The organism is Kribbella sp. NPDC020701 (genome assembly GCF_055562215.1).
Window position 1 is genome coordinate 112,766 of sequence record NZ_JBVHFT010000013.1, and the last position, 23,956, is coordinate 136,721.

Annotated in this window: 22 protein-coding genes; 10 read left to right on the forward strand and 12 right to left on the reverse strand. The window is 68.5% G+C overall.

Annotated features, from left to right (window positions below; all coding sequences use genetic code 11):
* Window positions 1-41: 41 nt before the first annotated feature.
* From ACZ3HV_RS28820 to ACZ3HV_RS28830, 3 genes are read left to right on the forward strand one after another with little or no spacing between them, the layout of a single operon-like run.
* Window positions 42-1,232 carry an MFS transporter gene (locus tag ACZ3HV_RS28820; RefSeq protein ID WP_465688549.1) on the forward strand — a complete coding sequence of 397 codons (1,191 nt, stop codon included), beginning with the start codon at window positions 42-44 and terminating at the stop codon, window positions 1,230-1,232.
* A gap of 31 nt (window positions 1,233-1,263) precedes the next feature.
* Window positions 1,264-2,286, forward strand: a complete 1,023-nt coding sequence (locus ACZ3HV_RS28825; protein WP_465688551.1) for a hypothetical protein — start codon at window positions 1,264-1,266, stop codon at window positions 2,284-2,286.
* Window positions 2,283-3,695: a hypothetical protein gene (locus ACZ3HV_RS28830; protein ID WP_465688553.1), complete on the forward strand. Its 1,413-nt coding sequence runs from the start codon at window positions 2,283-2,285 to the stop codon at window positions 3,693-3,695. Before ACZ3HV_RS28825 ends, ACZ3HV_RS28830 begins: the two co-directional genes overlap by 4 nt.
* Here ACZ3HV_RS28830 and ACZ3HV_RS28835 read toward each other — a convergent pair.
* The 5 genes from ACZ3HV_RS28835 to ACZ3HV_RS28855 form a co-directional block, all read right to left on the reverse strand.
* Window positions 3,692-5,710: a HelD family protein gene (locus tag ACZ3HV_RS28835; protein WP_465688555.1), complete on the reverse strand. Its 2,019-nt coding sequence runs from the start codon at window positions 5,708-5,710 to the stop codon at window positions 3,692-3,694. The two genes, ACZ3HV_RS28830 and ACZ3HV_RS28835, sit on opposite strands and share 4 nt — an antisense overlap.
* Before the next feature lie 38 nt (window positions 5,711-5,748).
* Window positions 5,749-6,540 (reverse strand): phosphatase PAP2 family protein, encoded by a 792-nt coding sequence (locus ACZ3HV_RS28840; RefSeq protein ID WP_465688557.1) that lies wholly within the window; start codon window positions 6,538-6,540, stop codon window positions 5,749-5,751.
* A gap of 123 nt (window positions 6,541-6,663) precedes the next feature.
* The gene (locus ACZ3HV_RS28845) at window positions 6,664-7,581 is read right to left on the reverse strand and encodes a carbohydrate ABC transporter permease (protein ID WP_465688559.1); all 918 of its coding nucleotides are present in this window, start codon (window positions 7,579-7,581) and stop codon (window positions 6,664-6,666) included.
* Window positions 7,578-8,345: an ABC transporter permease subunit gene (locus ACZ3HV_RS28850; RefSeq protein WP_465688815.1), complete on the reverse strand. Its 768-nt coding sequence runs from the start codon at window positions 8,343-8,345 to the stop codon at window positions 7,578-7,580. The genes ACZ3HV_RS28845 and ACZ3HV_RS28850 overlap by 4 nt, the downstream gene beginning before the upstream one ends.
* On the reverse strand, window positions 8,245-10,143 hold the full coding sequence (locus ACZ3HV_RS28855) for a type 2 periplasmic-binding domain-containing protein (RefSeq protein ID WP_465688561.1): 1,899 nt from the start codon (window positions 10,141-10,143) through the stop codon (window positions 8,245-8,247). Before ACZ3HV_RS28855 ends, ACZ3HV_RS28850 begins: the two co-directional genes overlap by 101 nt.
* 47 nt (window positions 10,144-10,190) lie before the next feature.
* On the opposite strand from ACZ3HV_RS28855, the gene ACZ3HV_RS28860 reads away from it, so the two are divergent.
* The 4 genes from ACZ3HV_RS28860 (at window position 10,191) to ACZ3HV_RS28875 (ending at window position 13,969) form a co-directional block, all read left to right on the forward strand.
* Window positions 10,191-11,264 carry a sialidase family protein gene (locus tag ACZ3HV_RS28860; RefSeq protein ID WP_465688563.1) on the forward strand — a complete coding sequence of 358 codons (1,074 nt, stop codon included), beginning with the start codon at window positions 10,191-10,193 and terminating at the stop codon, window positions 11,262-11,264.
* Between the two features lie 14 nt (window positions 11,265-11,278).
* Complete coding sequence (locus ACZ3HV_RS28865; protein WP_465688565.1) at window positions 11,279-12,214, forward strand: dihydrodipicolinate synthase family protein; 936 nt, start codon at window positions 11,279-11,281, stop codon at window positions 12,212-12,214.
* A 28-nt stretch (window positions 12,215-12,242) separates the two neighbouring features.
* Window positions 12,243-12,953, forward strand: a complete 711-nt coding sequence (locus tag ACZ3HV_RS28870; protein ID WP_360374564.1) for a FadR/GntR family transcriptional regulator — start codon at window positions 12,243-12,245, stop codon at window positions 12,951-12,953.
* Window positions 12,954-13,108: 155 nt separating this feature from the next.
* Window positions 13,109-13,969: a DUF559 domain-containing protein gene (locus ACZ3HV_RS28875; RefSeq protein ID WP_465688567.1), complete on the forward strand. Its 861-nt coding sequence runs from the start codon at window positions 13,109-13,111 to the stop codon at window positions 13,967-13,969.
* 111 nt (window positions 13,970-14,080) lie between these two features.
* Here ACZ3HV_RS28875 and ACZ3HV_RS28880 read toward each other — a convergent pair whose 3' ends face one another.
* From ACZ3HV_RS28880 to ACZ3HV_RS28895, 4 genes are read right to left on the reverse strand one after another with little or no spacing between them, the layout of a single operon-like run.
* Window positions 14,081-15,721, reverse strand: coding sequence for a DNA repair helicase XPB (locus ACZ3HV_RS28880; RefSeq protein ID WP_465688569.1), 1,641 nt, complete (start codon window positions 15,719-15,721; stop codon window positions 14,081-14,083).
* Between the two features lie 46 nt (window positions 15,722-15,767).
* Window positions 15,768-18,053 carry a helicase-associated domain-containing protein gene (locus tag ACZ3HV_RS28885; RefSeq protein WP_465688571.1) on the reverse strand — a complete coding sequence of 762 codons (2,286 nt, stop codon included), beginning with the start codon at window positions 18,051-18,053 and terminating at the stop codon, window positions 15,768-15,770.
* Window positions 18,050-18,601, reverse strand: coding sequence for a zeta toxin family protein (locus ACZ3HV_RS28890; RefSeq protein ID WP_465688573.1), 552 nt, complete (start codon window positions 18,599-18,601; stop codon window positions 18,050-18,052). The genes ACZ3HV_RS28885 and ACZ3HV_RS28890 overlap by 4 nt, the downstream gene beginning before the upstream one ends.
* The gene (locus ACZ3HV_RS28895) at window positions 18,598-19,380 is read right to left on the reverse strand and encodes a GNAT family N-acetyltransferase (RefSeq protein ID WP_465688575.1); all 783 of its coding nucleotides are present in this window, start codon (window positions 19,378-19,380) and stop codon (window positions 18,598-18,600) included. The genes ACZ3HV_RS28890 and ACZ3HV_RS28895 overlap by 4 nt, the downstream gene beginning before the upstream one ends.
* A gap of 105 nt (window positions 19,381-19,485) precedes the next feature.
* Between ACZ3HV_RS28895 and ACZ3HV_RS28900 the strand changes: the two genes are divergently transcribed.
* Entirely contained in the window at window positions 19,486-20,256 is a 771-nt protein-coding gene (locus ACZ3HV_RS28900) for an alpha/beta fold hydrolase (protein ID WP_465688577.1), read from the forward strand.
* Here the strand turns inward: ACZ3HV_RS28900 and ACZ3HV_RS28905 are convergent.
* Window positions 20,246-20,656 carry a DUF427 domain-containing protein gene (locus ACZ3HV_RS28905; protein ID WP_465688579.1) on the reverse strand — a complete coding sequence of 137 codons (411 nt, stop codon included), beginning with the start codon at window positions 20,654-20,656 and terminating at the stop codon, window positions 20,246-20,248. The genes ACZ3HV_RS28900 and ACZ3HV_RS28905 overlap by 11 nt on opposite strands.
* A gap of 25 nt (window positions 20,657-20,681) precedes the next feature.
* Here ACZ3HV_RS28905 and ACZ3HV_RS28910 point away from each other — a divergent pair, with 25 nt between their 5' ends.
* Entirely contained in the window at window positions 20,682-21,566 is an 885-nt protein-coding gene (locus ACZ3HV_RS28910) for a LysR family transcriptional regulator (protein WP_465688581.1), read from the forward strand.
* A gap of 86 nt (window positions 21,567-21,652) precedes the next feature.
* Window positions 21,653-21,835 (forward strand): 4-oxalocrotonate tautomerase DmpI, encoded by a 183-nt coding sequence (gene dmpI, locus ACZ3HV_RS28915; RefSeq protein WP_465688583.1) that lies wholly within the window; start codon window positions 21,653-21,655, stop codon window positions 21,833-21,835.
* A 22-nt stretch (window positions 21,836-21,857) separates the two neighbouring features.
* Here the strand turns inward: dmpI and ACZ3HV_RS28920 are convergent, their stop codons facing one another.
* Entirely contained in the window at window positions 21,858-22,652 is a 795-nt protein-coding gene (locus ACZ3HV_RS28920) for a metallophosphoesterase (protein ID WP_465688585.1), read from the reverse strand.
* A 1-nt stretch (window position 22,653) separates the two neighbouring features.
* Window positions 22,654-23,889, reverse strand: a complete 1,236-nt coding sequence (locus ACZ3HV_RS28925) for an Nramp family divalent metal transporter (protein WP_465688587.1) — start codon at window positions 23,887-23,889, stop codon at window positions 22,654-22,656.
* Between the last annotated feature and the right edge of the window lie 67 nt (window positions 23,890-23,956).

The window sequence follows — 23,956 nt, forward strand, 5'->3', positions numbered from 1 at the left end:
GATCTTCATCGAATTACTCGAACTCGTCCGGAAGGTCCCCGATGTCCGCACGGATCTACCTGCTCGGCGCCGGTGCGTTCGCGGTCGGCACCAGCGCGTACGTCGTGTCCGGTGTGCTGCCCGACGTCAGCTCCGAGCTCCATGTCTCGCTGACGGCCGCGGGTCAACTCGCCACCGCGTTCTCCCTGTCGTACGCGATCGGTGCGCCGATCCTGTCCACACTGGCCGGCCGGTGGGAGCGCCGTACCCTCCTGATCGCCGCACTCGTTCTGGCCGCGCTGGGCAACCTCATCGCCGCGGTCGCCACCAACTACCCGGTGCTGATCGTCGGTCGCGTGGTGGCTGCGTTAGGTGCCGCCGCCTACACCCCCGCGGCCACTCTGTTCGCCACCGGACTGATGCGACCCGAGGAACGTGGCAGGGCCGTCGCCATCGTCTTCGGCGGACTGACCTTCGCTCTGGTGATCGGCGTACCGGCCGGGAGTCTGCTCGGTCCGACGCTGGGCTACAAGGGTGTCTTCGCACTCATCACGGTCATCGCCGTACTGGTCGCCATTGTCGAGCGCGTCGCCCTCCCGAAGGTGGACGCGCCTCCAGTGGTCGGACTGCGCGAGCGGTTTGCCGGTGTGGCCGATCGACGGGTGCAGATCGTTCTCGCGATGACTGTCCTCGCGGTGCTCGGCGCCTTCAGCGTTTACATCTACATCGTGCCGCTGCTGAAGCACACGGCCGGACTGTCCGGCAACGCCGCCGGCCTCCTGCTTCTCCTGTACGGCGTGGGCGCAGTGCTCGGGAATCTCGTCGGAGGACGCGCCACGGACCGCTTCGGCAGTCTGCGCACGCTACTGGTCCTGTTGATCGGCATCACCGCCGTTGTCAGCACTCTGGACATCACAGCGAGCACGGAGGTCGGTGCGGGTGCGGCTCTGTTCGTCTGGGGCATGTTCACCTGGGCCTTCAACCCGCCGATCCAGAACCTGCTGCTGGAGCTCGGCGGCGGTCTGCTGATCTCGCTCAACGCTTCCGCGATCTATCTAGGCGCCGGACTGTCCGCAGTGGTCGGCGGTCTGGTCATCCAGATGGTCGGTGTCGGCTACCTGCCGCTGCTGGCCGCCGTACTCTCGCTGGCGGTGCTCGGCCTGCTGTACGTGCTCTGGCGTGACACCGGACTCCAGCGGGTCGAGGAGCTCGAGCGCGAAGAGGACATCTATCTCACTGCTGCAGCTGACTGAAGCGAACCGCGGATAGGGCAGGCTTCTGCCCATGCGTCTGCTTGCTGGGGTCCTCGCCGTCGCGTCTGTACTCGCGCCCACGGCGGCCGCTCTCGGTCCGGATCCGGCGTCCGTCGTGGATGGCTGGAAGACCTCACCGGTGTACGTCGACCCGTCGCAGCGCTCGCTGGTCCCGGACAAGGACGCCGACCAGCTGGCCGAGCGGGTCAGCGACCGCGATCCGGCTATCCGGATCGCGGTCGTACCCGCGGCGACCCTCAACGACGGAAGTGGCGACAACAGCGCGGCCGCTCGCGCGTACGTGGACAAGCTCGTGGACGCGCAGCAGGCCGACGGGATCTACCTGGTGGTGTTCGGCGGGGCGATCACCTGGGGGAGCGCGGTCGGTGTCGACACCCCGATCGCGGACATCCTCACCGACGAGCTGGACAAGCACAGCCGCTCCGACCCGGTCGGCACGCTCAACGGGGTGCTGGACCAACTCGACGTACCCACGACGTCGTCGGGACCAGGCTGGCTTTGGCCGGTGCTGGGGGTCCTGGTGCTGCTGGTGGCCGCTCTCTTCCTCGCCCGTTCCTTGCGATCGATATCACGCAAGAAAGAAGGCCCCGCGCTCTACCGGCCGTCGTACGAAGTTCTGCCGGACGAAGGGGACTCGCTCGAGGAACGGCAAGCGCTGGCGCGCGAGGACGTCACCCGGTTCGGTGAGGAACTGGATGCGGCCGACGTGCGTCTGGACGGCGTGGATAACGCTACGGACGTGCAGGCGGCGATCGATGCGTACGCCGATGCGGGGCGCATCGTCGACGGCGAACCGGACGACGACACCCTGCGCGAGGTGCGCGCAACCGTCGAGTACGGACGCTGGCGACTGGCCTGCGCACAGGCAAAGGTCGCCGGAACACCCGCACCGGCCCGACGTGCCGCGTGCTTCTTCGACCCCGCTCACGGCACGTCCGTGACGGACTGGATGTACACGCCACCCGGTGGGAAGGCCAGGGAAGTCCCGGTCTGCAGTGCCTGCCGCGATCGGCTCTCGGGAGGAGCTCGATGAAACGCCTGCTCGGCGCGTTCGCGCTGGTCGCGGTCTGGGTACTGCCTGCGCTACCGGCGCACGCGGCGACAGACCCCGACGTCTATATGAACACCGTGGCCGGCAACCTCGGTGATCCCGGCGTCTGGGTCGATCCGGACGTCAAGGAGCTGACACCGGCCGAGACCGCCGAGCTCGACGCCGCGGCGAAGAGTGCCGCGGCACCGATCCGGATCGCTGTCATCCCCGCGGCCAAGATCAACACCTCGGACAGCAACTACTACGTGAACCTGGCCTGGGAGGGCGAGGAGATCGCGGACCAGCTCTACGACCGCGTCGGCGTCGAGGGCGTGTACGCCGTACTGGTCGATGCGGACTCGGAGTCCGACGGACGCGGGTTCCATGCGGTCCAACGGGCAGACCGCGGGCCGACGTACCACGTGGGTGACGCAGTAGACCAGGCAGTGGACTGCTGTGCGCCGGACTACGAGGACATGCTGGTCAGGTTCATCCAGCGGGCACAGCAGGTCGACAAGCCTTTCTACGTCGACGCTGCGCCGTACGCCGGTGGTGTGGCCGGTGTGATCGGACTCTGGTACGGCCTGACCGCGCTAGGTGCTCGGCGGGCTCGACGGAAGGACGAGAAGGAGCACCTGGACGTCACGCGGCCGCTGCTGAACGAGGAGATCATCGCGCTGTCGCAGCAGGTCTCAGCGCTGCCTACGACGTCCGACCCTCAGCAATCCAAGCTGTCCAAGGACGTGCTCGACACCGTCGAGAAGGCGCGCCACAGACTCGATGCGGCCAAGGGCGACGCGGACGTCGAGGCGGTGACGACGCTGCTCGGCTCGGCTCGGTACGGGCTGGTGTGCCTCGACGCAGTGCGGGCCGGCAAGCCGATCCCGGAGCCGACGGCGCCCTGCTTCTTCGACCCCCGCCATGGACCCAGTACGGACGCCGTCGAGTGGCAGCCGGAGCGGGGCAGCGTCCGCGTGGTCAGCGTGTGCGCAGCCTGCAAGCAGCGGGCGGTGGCCGGGGAGGAGCCGCAGGTCCGGATGGTCGAGAAGTGGAGCGACAACTTCCGGCCGTACTGGGAGGTCGGCGAGGACGTCTCCGCCTACATCGACGGCTACTGGTCGCAGGGCGACGGGCGGCGCTGGTGGTTCCCGGACGACGACGCCCGGCGGACCAGTGACCGGATGCGGGCCCGCTGGCGCTCGCGCCGCCCGGGGGCACGCTTCAGCCGCTGGAGCTCCGACGTCGGGTCGTCGGTGAGCAGTTGGTCGGCGTCCTCCGGCAACGGCTCGGACAGCGGCAGCGGCTGGTCGAGCGGCAGTTCCAGGCGCTCTTGGTCGTCCCGCACGCGCTCGAGCGGTGGCGGTTCGTCCCGGCGCTCGTCGCGCCGGTCAGGCGGCTCGCGCGGCTTCTAAATGTGCACAGCTAATACCAGGGGCAGGTCCTCGCTGTGCAGGACGGCCAGCGAGGTGACGGCGCGGGTGAGGCAGACGTAGAGGCGGCGCAGGCCGGTTCGTTCGTCGGCCTCGCCGGCCACGATCCCGGCCGGCTCCACGAGGACGACGTGGTCGAACTCGAGGCCTTTCGCGAGTGAAGCGGGCACGACGTCCAGGTGCGCGTCGACGTCGTCCTCGTCGCCCAGCACGGAGAACGCGATTCCCTTGTCTTGCAAGGCCTTCCGGGTCGCGGTCACGATGGCGTCCGGGACGATCAGGCCGATCGAGCCGAGGCGCACCGACACCTCGTCGACGGTCGTCACCGCGGCGGCCAGGCTGTCGGGCACCCGGGTAATGGCGAGCTCACCGCGCGCCCGCCGTACCGCGGTGGGCGGGGTGAGGTGTGGAGCGATCGTGGGCAGCAGACGGGCGGCGTACTCGATTACCTGGCCGGGGACGCGGAAACCGGCGGTCAGCTCTTCGGTGTGGGCGCCGGTCTTGCCGAGGTGCTTCAGCGCTTCGTCCCACGACGGTGTGGCCCACGGAGTGGTGCCCTGGGCGATGTCGCCGAGTACAGTCATCGAGCCGGTCGAGCAGCGTCGCCCGACTGCTCGCAGCTGCATGGCCGACAGGTCCTGTGCCTCGTCCAGCACCACGTGACCGAGTGACGGCGTACGGTCGACCAGATCGGCGATCTCGTCGATCAGAGTGGCATCCGCTACGGACCACTTCGCCGCACCGGCCGAGCGGGGCGCCTTCTCCCAGATGAGCATCGCCTGCTCGTCAGGCGTCAGGATCCCGTCGGCGTGCTCGGCCAGGAGCTCCGGGTCGGTGAAGAGCCGGAAGAGCAGCTTCGCCGGGTCGACAGCCGGCCAGAGTGCTTCGGCGTACTGCTTGACCGGCCGGCTCCGTGCGACCGAGTCCTGCACCCGGTCGTCCGGGGAGTCTCCGGCCGCCTCCATGCGCAGGAGGACGGCGTGGGCCAGTCGCTGCGGCAGCATCGCCCGGCCGGCGCCGTACCTGACTCCGCGGGTCCGAAGCTCGTTGACAAGCTCCTCCGCCTGGTACGCCGCCACCCGCCAGCGGTGTGCGCCGCGCGGCACCACCAGTGCCTCCTTCGGCAGCTGCACCTGCGACCACACCGCCCGGTGCAGCACCTCGGCCAGCCGCGCATCGCCCTTGAGTACGTCGACTGCCGCGGGACCCGGACCCGCGACCTTCACCCGGGCGACGAGCTCCTCGACCGTCGTCTGCTTCGCCTCGATCTCACCCAGTGCGGGCAGTACGTCGCCGATGTAGCGCAGGAAGCTCGCGTTCGGCCCGACCACGAGCACTCCGGCCCGGCTGAGCTGGTCGCGGTACGCATAGAGCAGGTACGCCGCTCTGTGCAGACCCACCGCGGTCTTCCCGGTCCCCGGTGCTCCCTGCACGCAGATGGTGTCGTCGACACCGGCCCGGACGATCACGTCCTGCTCCGGCTGGATGGTCGCCACGATGTCGCGCATCGGGCCGGAACGGGGTCGCTCGATCTCCGCGTCCAGGATGTCGCTGTGCTCGTCGGCCGGGGCGCTCGAGGTCAGGTCCTCGTCCTCGAAGGCCGTCATGTCGCCATGCGTGAAGCCGAACCGTCGCCGTACGCCGACACCCATCGGTTCGGTCCGGCTGGCCCGGTAGAACGGCACCGAGATGTCTGCTCGCCAGTCCACCACCAGCGGCTCGCCGAGCTCGTCGTTCACGTGCCGGCGGCCGATGTGGAACGTCTCGTCGGTCGGCTCGAGGTAGTCCAGCCGGCCGAAGAACAGCGGCACGTCCGGGTCGTCCTCGAGCTCCTTCATCCGCCGCCAGATCGCGGCCTGCAGATACTCCTGGTTGACCCGGTCCGCGCTGTGCACCTCTAGCGCGCCGGTCTTCTCCCGCATCACCGCGAGCGCGGCCCGCGAGCTCTTCAGGTAGTCCTTCTCGGCCTGGAGGGTGTCGGACGTATCGGGGGGCATGCGGGAACCTCCGGGAGGGTCAGGGGAGCCTCGCCACGTTACTTGAGCACCCGCCGTGGGGGAACCGAATTACGGGTCTGCGGCCGGTCGTCGTGCAACCCGGGACGCAGCAGCAGCGGCAGGCTGACCACCAGCAGGATCAGTACGACGATGCCGTCCAGCCAGTAGTGGTTCGCGGTCACCACGACCACGGCGAAGGTGATGATCGGGTGCAGCAGCCACAGCCAGCGCCACTTCGAGCGGGTGATCAGGATCATCGAGAGCGCGATCAGCGACGCCCAGCCGACGTGCAGGCTGGGCATCGCGGCGAACTGGTTCACCGGCCCGCCGGAGTGGTCCGGACCATAGACCGACTGGCCGAACCGCAGGCCGGTGTCGACGAACCCGGGCATCATCCGCGGCGGGGCCAGCGGGAACGCGATGTGTCCGACCAGAGCCAGTCCGGTCACCGACACCATCGTCCACCGAACGTGCGGGTACGCCTTCGGTCGCCAGATGCTCAGCCAGAGCAGCACCGCCGCCGTGAGTGGAGCGTGCACGCTGGCGTAGTACAGGTTCGCGCTCTCGATCAGATGCGGGAACTTCAGTGCCCAGTGCTGGATCGCGGCTTCGTTCGGCAGGTGGAGCCAGTTCTGGATGGCCAGGACGTCATGTGCGTGGTCGAACGCGGAACCGGTATGTCGTGCGGCGATCTGCCGGCCCGCGCTGTAGACCAGGAAGAGGGTGGCCAACAGGACTGCTTCCCGGACCACCCGCCAGAAGGTCTGCGCCCCCCGCTGCCCTTGCTCTGTCCCACCCTGCCCCACCCGCTCCAGCGCCTCTATCCCCATACTGCTCGACGGTACCTGCCGTACCCTCAGGATTTGCCCAGGCGCAACCCTGGCGTTGCCCTGGGCAACCCCTGGTCACGCTCGGGGACCACGGGTCGTGACGCGACCGTCACGCCGCTGCGATCAGCCCTTGACGGCGCCGGTCAGCACGCCTTTGGCGAAGTGGCGCTGGAGGAACGGGTACACCAGCAGGATCGGCACGATCGAGACGACCAGGATCGCCATCTGGATCGACGCCTGCGGTGGCAGCAGTTCGGTGCCGAGCTCCGCGCTGCCGAGTTGAGTGTCGTTGATGACGTACGTGCGCAGCACCAGTTGCAACGGCCACAGCTTGGAGTCGTTGAGATACAGCAGCGCGGAGAAGAACGCGTTCCAGTACGCGACCGCGTAGAACAGGCCGATCACCGAGAGCACTGCCTTGGACAGCGGCAGCACGATGTAGCAGAACGTCTTCAGCTCACCCGCGCCGTCGATCCGGGCGCTCTCGGTGATCTCGTTCGGCAGGTTCATGAAGAACGCCCGCAGCACCACCACGTTGAACGCGCTCACCATCGTCGGCACGATCAGGGCCCAGATGCTGTCCAGCAGCCCGACACCCTTGACCGTCAGGTACGTCGGGATGATGCCGGGGGAGAACAGCATGCTGAACAGGATCACCAGCAGGATCGGCCGCCCGGCCGCGAACCCCGGCCGGGACAACGCGTAGGCGAGCAAGCACGACACGGTCAGGCTGAGCAGCGTGCCGATGACCGTGACGAAGATGCTGACGAAGAGCGCCTGCGTCACCACCCCGCCGGCGAACAGCGACTCGTACGCGGCGAAGTTGACCGACTTCGGGAACAGCACCAGCCCGCCGGACTCGTTGATCTGCTTGTTCGGCGCGACGCTGGTCGAGATCACGCCGACGAACGGAATGATCACCACCGCGCAGAACACCAGCAGGACCAGTCCCTTGAAGATCCGCATCGGCCAGGACGGCATCGGCACGCCCTGCACGATCCGGCGGGGCGCGACCCGCCGGGACACGACTGCCTGTGTCATCGGTTGTACACCCCTTGCTCCCCGAAGATGTGGGCGACCTTGTTCGCGGTGAGGACGAGGATGACGCCGACGATGCCCTTCACCAGGCCGACCGCGGCCGCCACGCCCCAGGCGCCGCCGAGTACGCCGTTGTTGTAGACGTAGGTGTCCAGCACTTCACTGACATCCCGGCCGACGGCTTGCTGCTGCAGGATGATCTGCTCGAAGCCGACGGTCAGCGAGTCGCCGAGCCGCAGGATGAACAGCAGGATGATGATCCCGCGCAACCCTGGCAGCGTGACGTGCCAGAGCTGCTTCATCCGGCTCGCGCCGTCCACACTCGCCGCCTCGTACAACTGCGAGTCGATCTGGGACAGCGCGGCCAGGAACAGGATCGTCGCCCAGCCGGTGTCCTTCCAGATGATCTGCGAGGTCAGCAGGACGTGGAACAGCTCGGAGTTCCCGATGATGTTGATCGTGGCCAGGTCGTGCGACCGCAGGTAGTTGTTCAGCAACCCGCTGCCGCCGAGCATCTGCTGGAACAGCGCGACCACGATCACCCAGGACATGAAGTGCGGCAGGTAGAGGATGCTCTGCGCGATCCGCTTGATGCGCTCGGAGAACAGTGAGTTCAGCAGCAGCGCGAGCAGGATCGGCGCCGGGAACACGAAGACCGACTGCAGGCTAGTCAGGATCAGCGTGTTCTTCAACGCCCGCAGGAACGTCGGGTCGCCGTTGAAGATCACGCTGAAGTTCGCCCAGCCGGACCAGTCGCTGCCGCCGATCCCGAGGAACGGCTGGTAGTCCTTGAACGCGATCACGTTGCCGAGCAACGGTACGTAGTGGAACGCGATGATCAGCGCGGTCCCGGGCAGCGCGAACAGCAGCAGCACCCGGTCCCGGAGCAGGCGCCGCCCCAGGCTCAGTTGCTGCTGCGGCCGCGTCTTGGTTCGTTGCAGCATCTACTTCCCTGCCGTGGCCGTGAGAGCCTGCTCGAGCTCGGTGCGGATCGTCGCCGCCCGACGACTTCCAGGTCTGCACGCCCGCGGCCCAGTCCGAGACCGGCTTCTTGCCCTGCACGATCTGGCTCTCCAGGTCGTTCATCGTCTTGGTGAGCTGCGCCTGCTTCTTCGACAGGGTGTCGGAGTACAGGCCGTACGACGCGTCGTAGACGAGCCGGTCGGCGACCTTCTCCTGGATCGCGTGCTGCTTCTGCGGTACGTCGGGCTTGCCGGCCCAGTACAGCGCCAGCGTGCTGTCGCTGATGTACTGCAGACCGATGCCGGTCTCCACCAGGCCGACCTTGGTCGGCACCGGATCCGTGCCCTGCAGGGTGTAGTGCCGGCCGGTCACGCCGTACTTGCGGAACATGTACTCCTCGGTGCCGAACGGCGCAGCCATCCAGTTGGCGATCTTCAGCAGCGTCTCGGCCGAGTGCTTGCTGTCCTTGCTGAACGCGGTCACGTTGTTGAGCGCCGAGCCCATCCAGGGCTTGCCCTCGCCGCCGTCGAAGCCCGGTACGTCGAGCATGTTCACCGCGAACGCGTCACCGGCGGTGTTGTCGGAGTAGTACTGGTTCCAGGCAACGAAACTGTCGTAGTCGAACGCCGCGATACCGCCGTTGAACCACTGCTTGCGGGCGCTGGCCTTGTCGTTGAACGCGTCCGGGTTGATCACGCCGGCGGCGACCATCTTGCGGGCCGCCTCGAGCGCGTCGGCGTTCGCCTCGTGCTCGTAGACCGAGGAGAACTTGCCGCCCTCTTCCTTCCAGACGTTCGGCAGGCCGAGCATCTGCCGGATGGACGACGTCGGCACCCGGGTCCAGGCCCACTTGTTCTGCTTGGCCGCGGTCATTTCCTTGGCCAGGTCGAAGAACTCCTCGAAGTTCTTCGGCGCCGGGTTCTTGATCCCCTTGGCCGCCAGCAGGTCCTCGCGGTACAGCGCCAGCGAGGTCCGCGACATCCCGCGCGGCACCGGCACGCCGTAGATCGCGCCGTTGAAGACGCAACCCTTCCAGTACTCGGCCGGGATGTTGGCCAGGAACGGGTACTTGCTCACCGCGTCCCCGGACAGGTGTTCGCTCAGATCCATGCACTTGGCCTTCACCAGGCCCGGGATCTGCGCGGTGTCGGTCGGGATGTTCAGGATGTCCGGCAGGTCGCCGCCCGCGATCCGGGTGGCGAACTTGTCCTTGTACTCGTCGTTCGACGCCATGCTGATCTGCAGCTCGGAGCCGAGCCGCTGGTTCAGCGCCTGCCAGAACTGGTTCTTGTCCACGGCCGGCGGGATCGCGCCGGGGATGTTGGTCAGGAACGTGATCGGCTGGCCGTCGCCGGGCACGTCGGTGATCGCCTTCACCGGGTTGGCCGGGTACTTGAGGAATCCGTCCAGCACCACGCCGGTGCCGGGCAGGTCCGGCTTGATCTGGCCGTACTTCGTGTACGTCGGCAGCTTCACGGCCGCGTTCGCCGCGGCCGCGGTCTTCTTGTCCGAAGCACACCCCGCCAGCAGCGGCGTACCCGTGACCGCGACAGCGGCGGCCGCCAGGCCGCCGCCGAGGAATGTTCTTCTGCTGACTGGCATGAGGCCTCACTTCCATCGGGGGGCCACACCATGACATAGTACGTCCTATGTCTTCAAGAGTCGGCGCCGTGGAAATCGCCGGACCGGTGTTCGATCCGGCCGGCAGCGGCTACCACACGTTCCGCATCCCGTCCGTGCTGGCGCGCGGCGAGTTGGTGCTCGCCTTCTGCGAGGGACGGCTGCACGGGTCCGGCGACGCCGGCGAGATCGAGGTCGTGCTGCGGCGCTCGCTCGACGGTGGACGGACCTGGCTGCCGCTGCAGGTGGTGTCGGCCGAGCCGGGCAAGACGTGTGGCAACCCGGTGCCGGTGATCGACCCGGTGAGCGGCGACATCGTGCTGGTGACCGTGCAGAACGGCGCGCACGCGGTGGAGATGTCGCTTGCCCGCGGCACCGATCCGGAGTCCGGCCGGCGCGTGTTCGTGCAGCGGTCCGCCGACGACGGCGCGACCTGGAGCCCGACGGCGGAGATCACCGCGCAGGTCAAGCCGTCCGACTGGGGTTGGTATGCGACCGGGCCGTGTCACGGGATCGCGTTGGCCAGTGGGCGAATCGTCGTACCGGCGAACCACTCGTTCGTGCCGTCGGGACCTGTGGATGACCTGATCCGGCTGAACGGCGGGCACTGCATCGTCAGCGACGACGGCGGTGTCACGTGGTCGGTCGGCTTCGTCGATCGCAACGACGGCGCCGAGATCAACGCGAACGAGACGGCTGTGGCCGAGTTGCCTGATGGGCGGGTGTACTTCAACGCCCGCAACCACCAGGGCACCGGCCCGGCGCGGGTGCACGCGTGGTCGTCCGATGGCGGTCTGACGCTCGATGCGCCGTACGCCGGGATTCCTGAGATCACCGCGCCGGGGATCCAGGGGAGTGTGCTCACCCTGCCCGACGGCCGGCTGCTGCTGTCGACTCCGGTGAACCCGACGAGCCGCCGGGAACTGACCGTCTTCGTCAGCTCGGATGCCGGTGTCTCGTGGAAGCCGGCCCTGGTCGTGCACCCGGGAATGGCCGGGTACTCCGATCTGGTGCTGCTGCCTGACGGCTCGGTCGGCATCTTCTACGAGGCCGGTGAGACGTCCTCGTTCGCGACCTTGCGCTTCGCCACATTCGCCCTTTGACGTTGGGAGACCCCTTGACCGACCCCGCCCAGTTGACCGGCGTCGTACCGCCGCTGGTCACCCCGCTCACCCCCGAGTACGACGTCGACACCGCCTCGCTGGCCCGGTTGATCCAGTACCAGTTGACCGGGGGTGTGGACGGGGTGTTCGTGCTCGGCACCTCCGGCGAAGGCACGTTCCTGACCGACGAACAGCGGCAGGTCGTGCTGGAGACGACCGTGGCGGAGGTGTCGGGGCAGGTGCCCGTGCTGGCCGGTGTCATCGACACGTCGACCTCCCGCGTCAGTGCGCACGTGTCGGCCGCACTGAAGGCCGGTGTCGACGGTCTGGTCGCGACGGCGCCGTTCTATGCCGCTACGCATCCGGCGGAGATCGAGCGGCACTTCACCCGGCTGGCTTCACTGTCCGGGGATACGCCGCTCTATGCCTATGACATTCCGTCGCGGGCGGGGACCAAGCTGCCGGCGTCGCTGATGATCTCGCTCGGGCAGCAGGGCGTGATCGCCGGCGTGAAGGACTCCAGTGGGCAGGAGACATCGCTGCGTCAGTTGGTCCTCTCGCGCAGGGATGCGGGATTGGACGGGTTCGCGATCATGACCGGATCCGAGGTGACCGTCGACTCCGCGCTGGCTTTTGGTGTGGATGGCGTCGTACCGGGGTTGGGGAATGTGGATCCGGCCGGGTACGTGCGGTTGTTCGACGCGGCGTCGGCGGGTGACGCGGCGGCGGCCCGGGCGGAGCAGGACCGGCTGTTCCGGTTGTTCGAGATCATCAACGTGGCGGACCGTTCGCGGATGGGCGCTTCGTCGGCGGCCTTGGGTGCGTTCAAGGCGGGGCTGTACCTGCTCGGCGTGATCGACTGCCCGGTCACGGCGTACCCCTGCATTCCCTTGAACGACACGGAGATCGCCGCGATCCGCCCCTTGCTGGACCGCGCCGGATTACACTGACGGGTCCTATTCCAAAGGAGGGACCGGCGTGACAACGGGTGGGCTCGGCCGGGCACGTGGTGCGGCGGGGAATCAGTCCTTCATCCGCGACCAGATGAAGTCGTACATCCTGGAGCGTGGGCTGAAGGCGGGTGACCCGCTGCCCAACGAGCAGGAGCTGATGGCTCAGCTCGGGGTCGGGCGGCACCCGCTGCGGGAGGCGATGAAGGCGCTGCAGGCGGTCGGCATCATCGAGATCCGGCACGGGTACGGGACGTACGTCGGCGAGGTCTCCCTGCAGTCACTGGAAGACGGTCTCGCCTTCCGGATGTCGCAGTCGATGGCCGGCGATCTCCGCGACGTACAGAACGTCCTGGAGGTCCGCCAGGCCATCGAAGTCGGCCTGGCGGACGACGTTGTCGCGTATTTCACGTCCCACGGGAATGCCGACCTCGAGCCGATCGTCGAACGGATGGAAGCCAAGGCGGCCGCCGGCGAGTACTTCCCCGACGAGGACTGGGCCTTCCACCAGGCGCTCTACGAGCCGCTGGGCAACGCCCTGGTGATCGACCTGCTGTCAGTCTTCTGGCGCACGTTCTCCCAGGTAGACGCCCGCCTCCCCGGCGCCCGCTACTCACCCGCCGACGCCGCCGCCTGGCACCGCGACCTCCTGGTAGCCCTAGGATCCGGCGACCCCGACTCCTTCGCCCGTTCGATGAAGAAACACTTCAACGGCATCCACACCCGCCTAGGCGAATAGCCTGTGCAGTTCGACAGGACGTATGCCTCCACTTAGGAGGCTGTTGTCGGTCGTGCGAGCGTAGGCCCGGCGGTCAGACGCAGATAGATCCTGTCGAGCTGTCCCCTGTGGATAAGCCAAGCCGCGAGTCGAGCGAATTCGGGCACCATCTCTGGATGGAATCGGTCCGAGATGTCCTTGCCCGCCAGGGTGGCTGGGCCACCTATTCCGAGTTAGTGGCGTGGACATCGCGTCGGGCTGTGGTGGTGGCACTCGAGCGCGGTGAGGTGCAGCGGATCGCCCAAGGGGTCTACGCAGTGCCGGGTCTGCCGGCTGATACGGCGGCCGCGCTCGCCTACGACGGGGTGCTCTCGCACGTGAGTGCAGCGGCGGCGCTGAAGCTTCCGCTGCTGGTGATGCCCGAGAAGCCGCATGTCACTCTTCCGCCCAAGCGCCGCCCACGTTCGGGTCCCCCTGCGGTCTTGCACTGGGCTGGAACCACTGCCGACGAACGCCGGAACCGGGTCACCTCAGCCCTGCGGACGGTTGTGGACTGCGCTCGCATGCTTCCGTTCGCCGAAGCGCTCGCCGTCGCGGACGCAGCTCTCGCCAGCGGACGCCTGACCCAGGAGGAACTCCTTACCGCCACCGTTGCGATGCGCGGGTCGGGCTGCCCGAATGCTCGCCGGATGGCGGCAGCCGCAACCCATCACTCCGGCAGTTTCCTGGAGTCCATGCTGCGGGCTCTTCTCATCAGCGAGGGCATCGATGGCTTCGAGCCGCAGGTGTTGGTGTCCAATGGGTGGTTCCGGGCGCGGGTCGACCTGGGACATCGGCAGGCCCGGCTGGCGGTCGAGGCGGATGGTTACGAGTTCCACGGATCCCGGCGGGACTTCGCCGCCGACTGCCACCGGTATGACGAACTGGTGGCGGCCGGCTGGCTCGTCCTCCGGTTCACCTACGAGCAGGTGATCGGTGACCCGGCCTGGGTCGTCGCCACAGTTCGCGCCGCGCTGGCTCAGCGCCTCGCCGGTTGACGACGTGCAGATCGACAGGACGTATACGTCTGCGATTGACAGATTCCGCCATCGCTGAGCGTGCGCAATGGCCGGCTTACCCGACATGTCCTGTCGAGCTGCACATTCCCGTTACGCGAAGAGGTTTTCGGCGTCGACGATGGTGTAGGCGTAGCCCTGTTCGGCTAGGAAGCGTTGGCGGTGGGCGGCGAATTCGGCGTCGATGGTGTCTCGGGCGACGATGGAGTAGAACCTCGCGGTGCGGCCGTCGCCCTTGGGGCGGAGGACGCGGCCGAGGCGCTGGGCCTCTTCCTGGCGGGAGCCGAAGGTGCCGGAGACCTGGATGGCCACGGACGCCTCGGGCAGGTCGATGGAGAAGTTGGCGACCTTGCTGACCACCAGCCGCTTGATCTCGCCCTTGCGGAACGCGTCGAACAGGCGCTGCCGTTCCTTCACCGTGGTCTCGCCCTTGATCACCGGGCACTCCAGCCGCTCACTGAGCTCGTCCAGCTGGTCGATGTACTGACCGATCACGAGCAGCGGCTCGTCCGCGTGATGCTCGGCGATCTGTCGTACCAGCCTGGACTTCGCCGGGGTCGACGCGGCCAGCCGGTAGCGGTCCTCGGGCTCGGCGGTCGCGTACACGAACCGCTCGCTCTGCTCCAGGTCCACCCGCACCTCGATGCAGTCGGCCGGCGCGATCCAGCCCTGCGCCTCGATGTCCTTCCAGGGCGCGTCGTACCGCTTCGGGCCGATCAGCGAGAACACGTCACCCTCGCGGCCGTCCTCCCGGACCAGCGTTGCGGTCAGGCCGATCCGCCGCCGGGTCTGCAGGTCCGCGGTCATCCGGAAGATCGGCGCCGGCAGCAGGTGGACCTCGTCGTACACGATCAGGCCCCAGTCGCGGGCGTCGAACAGCTCCAGGTGCGAGTAGACGCCCTTCCGGCGCGTGGTCATCACCTGGTACGTCGCGATCGTGACGGGCCGGATCTCCTTGCGGGCACCGGAGTACTCGCCGATCTCGTCCTCGGTCAGGCTGGTGCGCTTCAGCAACTCGTCCTTCCACTGCCGCGCGGACACCGTGTTCGTGACCAGGATCAGCGTGGTCGCGGACGCCTGCGCCATCGCGGCCGCACCGACGATCGTCTTGCCGGCGCCACAGGGCAGTACGACGACACCCGAGCCGCCGTGCCAGAACGAGTCCACGGCCTGCTGCTGGTACGGGCGCATGTCCCAGCCGTCCCGGACCAGTTCGATCTTGTGCGTCTCGCCGTCGACGTACCCGGCCAGGTCCTCCGCGGGCCAGCCGATCTTCAGCAGTGTCTGCTTGAGGTGACCGCGCTCCGACGGGTGCACCACGACGGTGTCGTCGTCGATGCGTTCGCCCAGCATCGGCTTCACCTTGGCGCTGCGCAGCACCTCCTCCAGCACCGGCCGGTCCGTCGTCACCAGGACCAGGCCGTGCTGCGGGTGCTTCTCCAGCCGCAAGCGCCCGTACCGGTCGAGGGTCTCGGCGATGTCGACGAGCAGCGAGTGCGGCACGGGATAGCGGCTGTACCGCAGCAGGACGTCGATCACCTGCTCGGCGTCGTGCCCGGCCGCCCGTGCGTTCCACAACCCCAGCGGTGTCAGCCGGTAGGTGTGCACGTGTTCCGGCGCCCGTTCCAGCTCAGCGAACGGCGCAATCGCCTTCCGGCAGTCGTTCGCGTCCGGATGTGCGGTCTCGAGCAAGAGTGTCTTGTCCGACTGCACGATCAAAGGCCCGTCCGTCACCAACAGCTCCCATCGTCGCCCCGACCCTCCATTGTGCCTGAGGGGGTCAAAGGACAGGCCGGGCGGCGGAGATGCGGTGCAGGGCGTAGGTGCGGGGCTGGTCGGTGGCGTCCTCGTAGGCGGTGAGCCAGCCGTCGGCGACGCGGACCGGTTCGACGACACGTTCGGAGGCGTTGCCGTTGTGGTCGACGTACGAGATCCAGGTCTGGGTGTGGGCCTCGGCGGCGTTGGTCAGGATCGCGATGGTCTCGGCGGGCGCGGTGGGCTCGATCAGGCCGTCGCCGGTTGGCCGGTCGGCAGCGATGCGGTCGCCGGCCCGGACCTTCTCGATCACGGCCTTCACCTGGTCGTCGCTGAGGTCGACCGGGTTGTCCACGAAGTCCCGGCTGGTACGACGCCGTGGCGCCTCACCACGGCGCGTCGCCGTACCGGTGACATGGACCACGCCGTCGAACGTCTCCGCCAGCGGCGCGAGACCCGCCTCCCGCAGCCGGCTCAGCACCATGTCCGGCGGTGACGGAGACACGACCACGGTCGGCGCCAACCGGCGGAACCGAACACCGGGCAGGTTCGAGCTCAGCAGCTGCGTGAGCACGTCCTCGTCATCACAGCGCAGGTACGTCGACGCCGTACCCATCCGGAGTACGCCGTGCCGCCGCGCAACGTCATCGATCAGGTAAGTGAGCGGTTGTGGGACCGGAGTCCGCGAGTGCTCGGTCAGCCACGTGTGCAACTGATCAGCGGTCCGTCCAAGGTCGAAAGCACGCCGGACCGAGCCTTCACTGAAGCGGTAGACCGCCGCGCCACCGTGCGACTCGACATCGGCCATAGCGGACAGCTCGTCCTGCACAACACGCACCAGCGGACCAGGAGCCACTGCGGTCAGGTCAGCCTGCAGCAGCACCTCGGACACGGGCTCCGGCACCAGTGGGCTGATCGCCTCGGCCAAATCGTCGGCCGTCGGCTCCGGCTTGAGCAAAGGCCGTGCGTGCGCCGCGAACGCGCTGAGACCGGTCAGACCGAGCAGTGCGGCCTCCGTGATGCTCCACTCGACCAGATCGTCGCGGAACTGCCCACCACGCCGCGGGCGATGCCACGCCACCCACGTGACGACCGACTCCGTGGCCGGCGCCGTACCCGCACCGGCCTCGGCGAGCGCCTGCAACGTCAGCATCCGGACCTCTGGCGCCAGCAACCGCTCCAGATCCGGGGCGAGCGCGTTGATCAGCCGCTCGCGTGCAGCGGCGGTAGCACCACCACTGTCGCGTCTGCCGATCAGTCCGATCGCCCTGAGCCCACCGAACCAGGCCATGACCAGCTGGGCCCACCGATGTGCGAGGTCGAGCTCCAACCAGTCGTCATAGGCGCTGGTGGGCAGCCACAGCTCGCTGGTCCCGACCTCCACGGCCGCGACGAGCCCAGCGGCGTACGCGATCTCCAGGACCGCGGCGGCCGTATGCTCCTCCGCGCCGACCTTGCCGGCCAGACTGCGCAGCTCACGCACACCGATGCCACCCGTGCGCAGCACTGGCGGCGGCTCGGTACCGAGCTGCTCCATCGCACGATCGACGAGCCGCACCAGGTCCAGCGCTGCCCCGGCCGCGGCCCGGTCGGAGATCGCGGCCGACACCTGCTTCCCGTCCAGCGGTGGTGGTACCGGCCGGGTTGAGGCCAGCACTCGCCCACCGCGCAGATGCAGCCCGATCTGCCGCGGCAGGACGACCGTGTTCGCATCCTTGGGAACGACGAGACCACGCGCGAGCAACCGCTCCACCGGCGTCCGGGCGGAGGCGATCGTCACCGGCCGCTCGGCCTTCTCGACCGAACCGGTCGGCGGACCCCACGTCAGCTTGTCGAGCACCTGCCGCGCATCGGTGCCGGCCTCCTCGATCAGCTTGTCCAGATCACCGAAGTGTCTGGTCGTGACCGGCCCGAGCCCGGCGGGCGTCGGCCCCAGCAGCTCGTGCACCGCACGGATCGGTCGCAGATCGTCCTCGGAACCCCAGACGAGCGCCAGCTCCAGCAACGCCGTCACCCGAGGCCGGACCACGTCGACCGGTTGATCGACACCGGCGGCCAAAGCGGCCAGGTCCACCGGCTCCGGTAGTGCGGACAGCGACTCGAGCAGGTCCACGCCGAACTCGTCCAGCCGGTTGATCGCGCGCGCCGCCGACGCGTTGGTCGTCGCCCGCGCGGCCAGTTGGCCGGTGTCCGCGGGGATCGGCATCGCCAGGTCGGGGCGGCGCTGGAGCAGGCGACCGAGTGCGGCGTCGTCCCAGGTACGCAACGCCTCCGCGAGGGTACGTGGGCGGTTCCGCTCGGTTGTGCTCATCCCTCCAACGGTACGGCCCGATCCCCAATGACCACCAACCGTTCCCCCAGATCGTCCAGGATCCGCGCGAGAGTCTCCTGCTGCGCGCTCTCCGGCCCGATCACCACCTGGTCGACCCCGTCGAGGACGTCGTGCTCGCGGTACCAGTCCCGCATCATGTCGGCGGTCACGTTGTGCGCCCAGTCCCGATTGCCATGCCGGACGACGGTCTCCTCGAACGGAATGTCGAAGTAGTAGTGCAGCGTCACGCCCCGGTGATCCGCGGTCAGCTTGCGCAACATGTCGCCGTACCGGCCGGCGTCCATGATGCCCTCGACGATCACGTCGTACCCGTGGTCGAGCGCGTACCGGACGTTCGCGTCGATCAGGCCGATGTTCACCGCGCCCGGATGGTCCTTCTCCCACAGCAGGATCCGGCGGATCTGGTCCTGCTCGACCCACGCCGTACCGCGGCCGAGCCGCTCCCGCAGCAGGCGGGCGGTCGTGGACTTGCCCGAGCCGGAGTTGCCACGCAGTACGACGAGACGCGAGGTCGGACTGCCCGTCACTCCGCTGCCCCGGCGCTCCCGATCCGGCGGAAGCCGACGCGCTCGTAAACGGCCGCCACCGCTGCGGACTCGGCCGAGAGCAGGACGAGGTCGACCCCATGCGCGAACGCATGCTCGACCAGGGTGGACGTGACGGCGGCGGCCAGGCCTTTGCGTCGCATGGACGGCAGCGTACCGACGCCGACGATCTCGGTGGTGGAGCCGACGGGCTGGTGCTGCCCGCTGGCGACCATGCCTTCGTCGGTGAACGCACCCGCACCCACGGTCACGCCGCTGAGGACCCGGTCCAGGACTGCGGCAATCATGTCGTCCGCCACCGCGTCGGCCTTGGCGTCACGGTCGGCTGGTCCGGCCGCGCCGACCGCCGTCCCGGGGTCGCCGAACGCGAGTCCCGCGACCGCCCGGGCCTGCCGGATTACGCCTTCGTCGGCGGGCAGGATCTCGCAGCGCGCCTCCGCCTTCGCCGGGCGGAAATCCTTCCGCTCGAGCACGAGCAGCGGATGCTCGACCACGGACAGTCCGGCCGCGGCCGCCGCCGGTCCCAGCGACGGGCAGGTCTGGACGACCCACTCGAAGCTCACCGGGATCCCGAGCTCGGCGCAGCGGGCACGCAGTACTTCGATATCGGCCGGCTCGATGGTCGTCCCCGAGCCCGGCAGCGGACGGGCGTAGTACGGCCAGACCGTCGTACTGCGGAAGAGTGTGAACGGCCCGACCTGCTCGGCGAACGAGCCGGACAGCGGGACCGCGTGGAGGTAATCGTCGACTCTGCTGATCATCGCGACGCATGTAACCACCGCTGCGGGGCCCGCGCCAGGGATTATGTCGAAGTCCACGTGCCGGCTCCGACGTCTCGTTCGTCGACGACGATGTGGAGGACGGACATGGAGAAGGTCAGCTCGGCCGACGGTACGACGATCGCCTACGAGCGCCTCGGGAGCGGGCCGAAGGTCATTCTGGTCGGTGGTGCGCTCTGCGACCGACAGGCGCTCCGACCACTGGCAGATGCACTGGCCGGCGACTTCGACGTGGTGACGTACGACCGGCGCGGCCGCGGTGACTCCGGCGACAGTACGTCGTACGCCGTGGAGCGTGAGGTGGACGACATCGCGGCGCTGCTCACCGAGGTCGGCGGTACGGCGGCCATCTACGGGCACTCGTCCGGCGCCGGGCTGGCGGCGATCGCGGCGAGCTCGGGGCTGCCGTTCACCAGGGTCGTGCTGCACGAGCCGCCGTACGGGCCGGATGACGTCGACTCGGACGAGGACGGCGGTCAAGTGCTCGAATTGCTGCGCGACGACCGCCGGCAGGAGGCGGTCGAGCTGTTCCTGATGATGGCGGGCATGCCGCAGGCCGCGGCGGTCGAGACCGCGGCCGTTCCGGGCGTGGCTGACCTCGCGCCGACACTCGCCTACGACTTCGCCGTGATGGGTCATGGCGCTCCCGGCGGACGGACTCCCGTCGACCTGCTCCGCGCGATCACGCCGGAGACCCTGGTCGTCGCCGGGACCGCATCACCGCCGTTCATGGTCGACGCGGCGCACCGGATCGCGAGCATCCTGCCCACGGCCCGGCACGCCGAGCTCGTGGACCAGGATCACGTCGTACCGCCGGAGCTGCTCGCGCCGGCGCTGACCGAGTTCTTCAGTCGGTGATGATCTCGATCGAGACCTTGTTCGGGTAGAACGCGACGTGCTCGCGGATGTCCGCGACCGCGTCGTACGGCTGCTCGTAGGTCCACACCGCGTTCACCCCGTCCGCCCCGGCGGGGAGGACGCTGTAGTACGACGCGTCGCCCTTGTACGGGCAGTAGGTCTCGTGGTCGGTGCGCTCGAGCAGCGTGAGGTCGACGTCCTTGCGCGGGATGTACTGCACCGCGGGGTAGCTCGCCTCCTGCAGCGACAGCGCCTCGCGGGTGTCCGCGATCACCTGGTCACCGATCTTCACCACCACCCGGTCCGGATTCTTCCCGACGGTGATCGGGTGGTCCGGGCCAGGGATCTTCACAGTCTTGTCCGCCATACCTTCCGACAACCGGGCCTGCTCTGACGGCATTCCCTGAATCCGCCATCATCGTGGGATGGAGCTGCGGCAGATCCAGTACTTCGTCACGGTCGCGGAGGTGCTCAACTTCGGGCAGGCCGCGGAGCAGCTCGGGATGGGCCAGCCGGGGGTGAGTCAGCAGATCGCGCGGCTCGAGCGTGAGCTGGGTGTCCTGCTGTTCGACCGCTCGGCACGGGCGATCCGGCTGACCGAGGCCGGTCAGCGCTTTCTGCCGGCTGCTCGCGCGGTGCTCGTCTCGGTCGACCACGCCCGCGCGGCCGCGATCGGTCTGTCCGGTCGAGGGTTGCGCCTCGGTACCAGCACCGGACTCGGTGAACGGCTGGAGACGGTGGTCGCCGAGCTCGCCGCGAAGGGTGTCCAGGTCGAGTTGGTCAGTACGTCGACGCGCGCCCGGCTGGATCGGGTCCGGGGCGGCCAGCTCGATGCCGCGTTCGTGCGCGGGCTGGAGGAGTCGGCAGGTCTGGAGTTCATCCCGGTCTGGCAGGACGCGCTACTGATCGCATTGCCGGCCGCCTGGCCGCCGGTGCCCGATCCGGCGGATGCGGTCACCCTCTCGGTATTGCGGGACCTGCCGCTGCGGATCACCTCGCGCCGCAACAACCCTCCACTCGTGGACCTGGTCATGTCGGCCTGCGCGGCGGAAGGCTTCGAACCCGTACTCGGGCCCCGCTCGGACAGTCTGCAGGACACCCATGCCGCGATCGGCGCCGGGACGCCGAGCTGGACCGTGATCTACGAGTCGCACGCACAGCTGCTCCGCGAGGGCCGGGTGGTCTTCCGCCGACCGCGTCCGCGGCTCGCCCTGACCACGAGCCTCGCCGTCCCCGCCGGGACCACGATCAGCGGCGAGCTCGCCGTACTGCTGGATGCTTGCCGGAAGGCGTCCGATCACTTCGAGTGATACCTGCGGATCGGATCTGCGTCTCGTTCGCGAGCGCTCCGGCGACTGGAATGGAGACGACAACCCCACGGAGAAAGGAAGATCCGATGCCCGTCGTCACCGTTCTGCAAGGCCCGCGGACCCCGGAGCTCAAGCGCGAGCTGGTCCAGCGGATCACCGACGCGTTCGTCGACAGCCTCGGCGTACCGGCTCAGAGCGTGCAGGTCTGGATCCAGGAAACCCCGCCCGACAGCTGGGCCGTCGGCGGCACCCTCACCGCCGACAAATAGCCGGCAGGCGGCCTGCCTGGTGTCAGTCCGCGGTGAGGTCTTCGAGCTCGACCACTAGGCAGGGGCCGCCGTCGAAGGCGCCGCCGTCGATGCCCAGGGCCAGGCCCTCGGCGTACAGGTGCGGGCCGGTGAGGAACTCCGGGTCGATGCCGAGCTGGTCGGCGACGATGCTGTGGCCGTGCACGACCCGGTGACCGCCGAGGTGGTGCAGGACGATGCGGGCCACCTCCGGTCCGCTCGCGCCGCGGAACGCGTACCGTGACGTCATCCGGCGCCAGATCTCCCACCACACCTCGATGTCGTCGGAGTGCAGCTCGGCCCGCGCTGTGGCGTTGATCTGGTCGATCGTGTCGCCCCACTCGACGTACTCCGCGGTGTCGGAGTGCATCAGCAGGTACCCGGCGTCGAGCCCGAGCATCGGCCGGTCGAGCAGCCAGGTGACGTCGTCGTCGGTGAGCAGCTCCTGGTCCCGGTCCTGACCGCCGTTCAGGGCCCAGGACCGCTCGAAGCTGCGGGAGGTGATGCCGTCGTGCGGGACGAACGTGTCGCCGAACTTCCGCATCCCGAGCGCGAGGATCTCGTGGTTGCCGAGCAGTACGGTGATGGCCCCGTCCGGTGCCTGCTCGATCAGCTGCCGGACGAACCGCAGCACGCCGATCCCGTCCGGACCGCGGTCGAAGAAGTCGCCGAGGATCCACAGTCGCGCGTCCTCGCCGGACCAGGTGCCCTCGGCATCGATCAGTCCGGCCTCCAGCAGCGAGGCCTTCAGCTTCTCCGGGTAGCCGTGGATGTCGCTCACGGCGAACACCCGGGTCATGTCATCCCCGCACGGTCAGCACAATCAGTACGACGTTGAGCGCCGTGACGGCGGTGGCAACCAGGCATGCGGTGAGAGTAGTCGCCCGGCGGTTGACAAGGTCGCCCATGACGCGCCGGGACGCGGTCAATCGGACCAACGGCCACAGGACGCACGGGATGCCGAAGCTCAGCACCACCTGGGAAACCACCAGCGCCCGGCTCGGGTCGATACCGATCGCCAGGATGACCAGCGCCGGCAGCAGCGTGATCAGCCGGCGGGCTGCCAGCGGGACGTGCCGGTGCCAGAACCCTTCCAGGATGACGGAACCGGCGTACGTACCGACCGAGGAGGACGCGAACCCGCTGGCCAGCAGGGCGAGCGCGAACAGCAGCGCGGGGAGCTGGCCGAGCCGGTCACCGATCGCGGCGTGCGCGGCGTCGAGTGAATCGGCGCCGGTGCCGTTCAGCGCGGCAGCGGCGAGCACGACCATCGCCAGGTTGACCGCGCCGGCGAGAGCCATCGCGACGGCGACATCCATCCGGGTGGCGCGCAGGATCCGGGACTTGCCCTTGTCGGTGCGGATGGTCTTCCAGTGCCGGTCGGTGACCAGGGCACCGTGCAGCCAGATCGCGTGCGGCATCACGGTCGCGCCGAGCATGCCGGCCGCGAGCACGAGCGACTCGGTCCCGTCCAGCCGCGGCACCATACCGCCGATCACGCCGGCCGCGGACGGCTCCGACTTCACCGTCGACACCACGAACCCGACCAGGACGACCGCGAGCAGCCCGATGATCGCCGCCTCGAACGGCCGCTGCCCGCGCTTGGACTGATAGATCAGCAACCCGAACGACACCGCGCCGGTGATCGCACCGCCGAGCAGCAGCGGGATCCCGAACAGCAGGTTCAGCGCGATCGCACCACCGACCACCTCGGCCAGGTCGGTCGCGACCGCCACCAGCTCGGCCTGCGCCCACAGCCCGGTCGACGTGGACCGGCGGAAGTGGTCACGGCACAGCTGCGGCAGCGTCCTGCCGGTGGCGATACTCGCCTTGGCGGCCAGATACTGCACCAGCACGGCCATCAGGTTCGCCCCGACGACCACCCAGCAGAGCAGATACCCGTACGTCGCTCCCGCGGCGATGTTGGTCGCGAAGTTCCCCGGGTCCACATACGCGACGGCCGCGACGAACGCCGGTCCGAGCAGTAACAGCCCGGACCGATTCAGTTGCCGCCGCAAGGGCGCCGGTGCGTACATGGAAGCAGTCTCCACGACGCCGCCGACAACGCAACCTCCGTTCTGGTTTTGAGACAGGCGTTACAAC

Excerpts from the sequence above, each read along its gene's own strand:
- ACZ3HV_RS28840 (WP_465688557.1), bottom strand. The coding sequence starts at position 6,540 with ATGGGGATAGAGGCGCTGGAGCGGGTGGGGCAGGGTGGGACAGAGCAA.
- ACZ3HV_RS28855 (WP_465688561.1), bottom strand. The coding sequence starts at position 10,143 with ATGCCAGTCAGCAGAAGAACATTCCTCGGCGGCGGCCTGGCGGCCGCC.
- ACZ3HV_RS28910 (WP_465688581.1), top strand. The coding sequence starts at position 20,682 with ATGGAGCTGCGGCAGATCCAGTACTTCGTCACGGTCGCGGAGGTGCTC.
- ACZ3HV_RS28925 (WP_465688587.1), bottom strand. The coding sequence starts at position 23,889 with ATGTACGCACCGGCGCCCTTGCGGCGGCAACTGAATCGGTCCGGGCTG.
- ACZ3HV_RS28900 (WP_465688577.1), top strand. The coding sequence starts at position 19,486 with ATGGAGAAGGTCAGCTCGGCCGACGGTACGACGATCGCCTACGAGCGC.
- ACZ3HV_RS28820 (WP_465688549.1), top strand. The coding sequence starts at position 42 with ATGTCCGCACGGATCTACCTGCTCGGCGCCGGTGCGTTCGCGGTCGGC.
- ACZ3HV_RS28895 (WP_465688575.1), bottom strand. The coding sequence starts at position 19,380 with ATGATCAGCAGAGTCGACGATTACCTCCACGCGGTCCCGCTGTCCGGC.
- ACZ3HV_RS28830 (WP_465688553.1), top strand. The coding sequence starts at position 2,283 with ATGAAACGCCTGCTCGGCGCGTTCGCGCTGGTCGCGGTCTGGGTACTG.
- dmpI (WP_465688583.1), top strand. The coding sequence starts at position 21,653 with ATGCCCGTCGTCACCGTTCTGCAAGGCCCGCGGACCCCGGAGCTCAAG.
- ACZ3HV_RS28860 (WP_465688563.1), top strand. The coding sequence starts at position 10,191 with ATGTCTTCAAGAGTCGGCGCCGTGGAAATCGCCGGACCGGTGTTCGAT.
- ACZ3HV_RS28845 (WP_465688559.1), bottom strand. The coding sequence starts at position 7,581 with ATGACACAGGCAGTCGTGTCCCGGCGGGTCGCGCCCCGCCGGATCGTG.
- ACZ3HV_RS28885 (WP_465688571.1), bottom strand. The coding sequence starts at position 18,053 with ATGAGCACAACCGAGCGGAACCGCCCACGTACCCTCGCGGAGGCGTTG.
- ACZ3HV_RS28835 (WP_465688555.1), bottom strand. The coding sequence starts at position 5,710 with ATGCCCCCCGATACGTCCGACACCCTCCAGGCCGAGAAGGACTACCTG.
- ACZ3HV_RS28825 (WP_465688551.1), top strand. The coding sequence starts at position 1,264 with ATGCGTCTGCTTGCTGGGGTCCTCGCCGTCGCGTCTGTACTCGCGCCC.
- ACZ3HV_RS28875 (WP_465688567.1), top strand. The coding sequence starts at position 13,109 with ATGGAATCGGTCCGAGATGTCCTTGCCCGCCAGGGTGGCTGGGCCACC.
- ACZ3HV_RS28905 (WP_465688579.1), bottom strand. The coding sequence starts at position 20,656 with ATGCCGTCAGAGCAGGCCCGGTTGTCGGAAGGTATGGCGGACAAGACT.
- ACZ3HV_RS28920 (WP_465688585.1), bottom strand. The coding sequence starts at position 22,652 with ATGACCCGGGTGTTCGCCGTGAGCGACATCCACGGCTACCCGGAGAAG.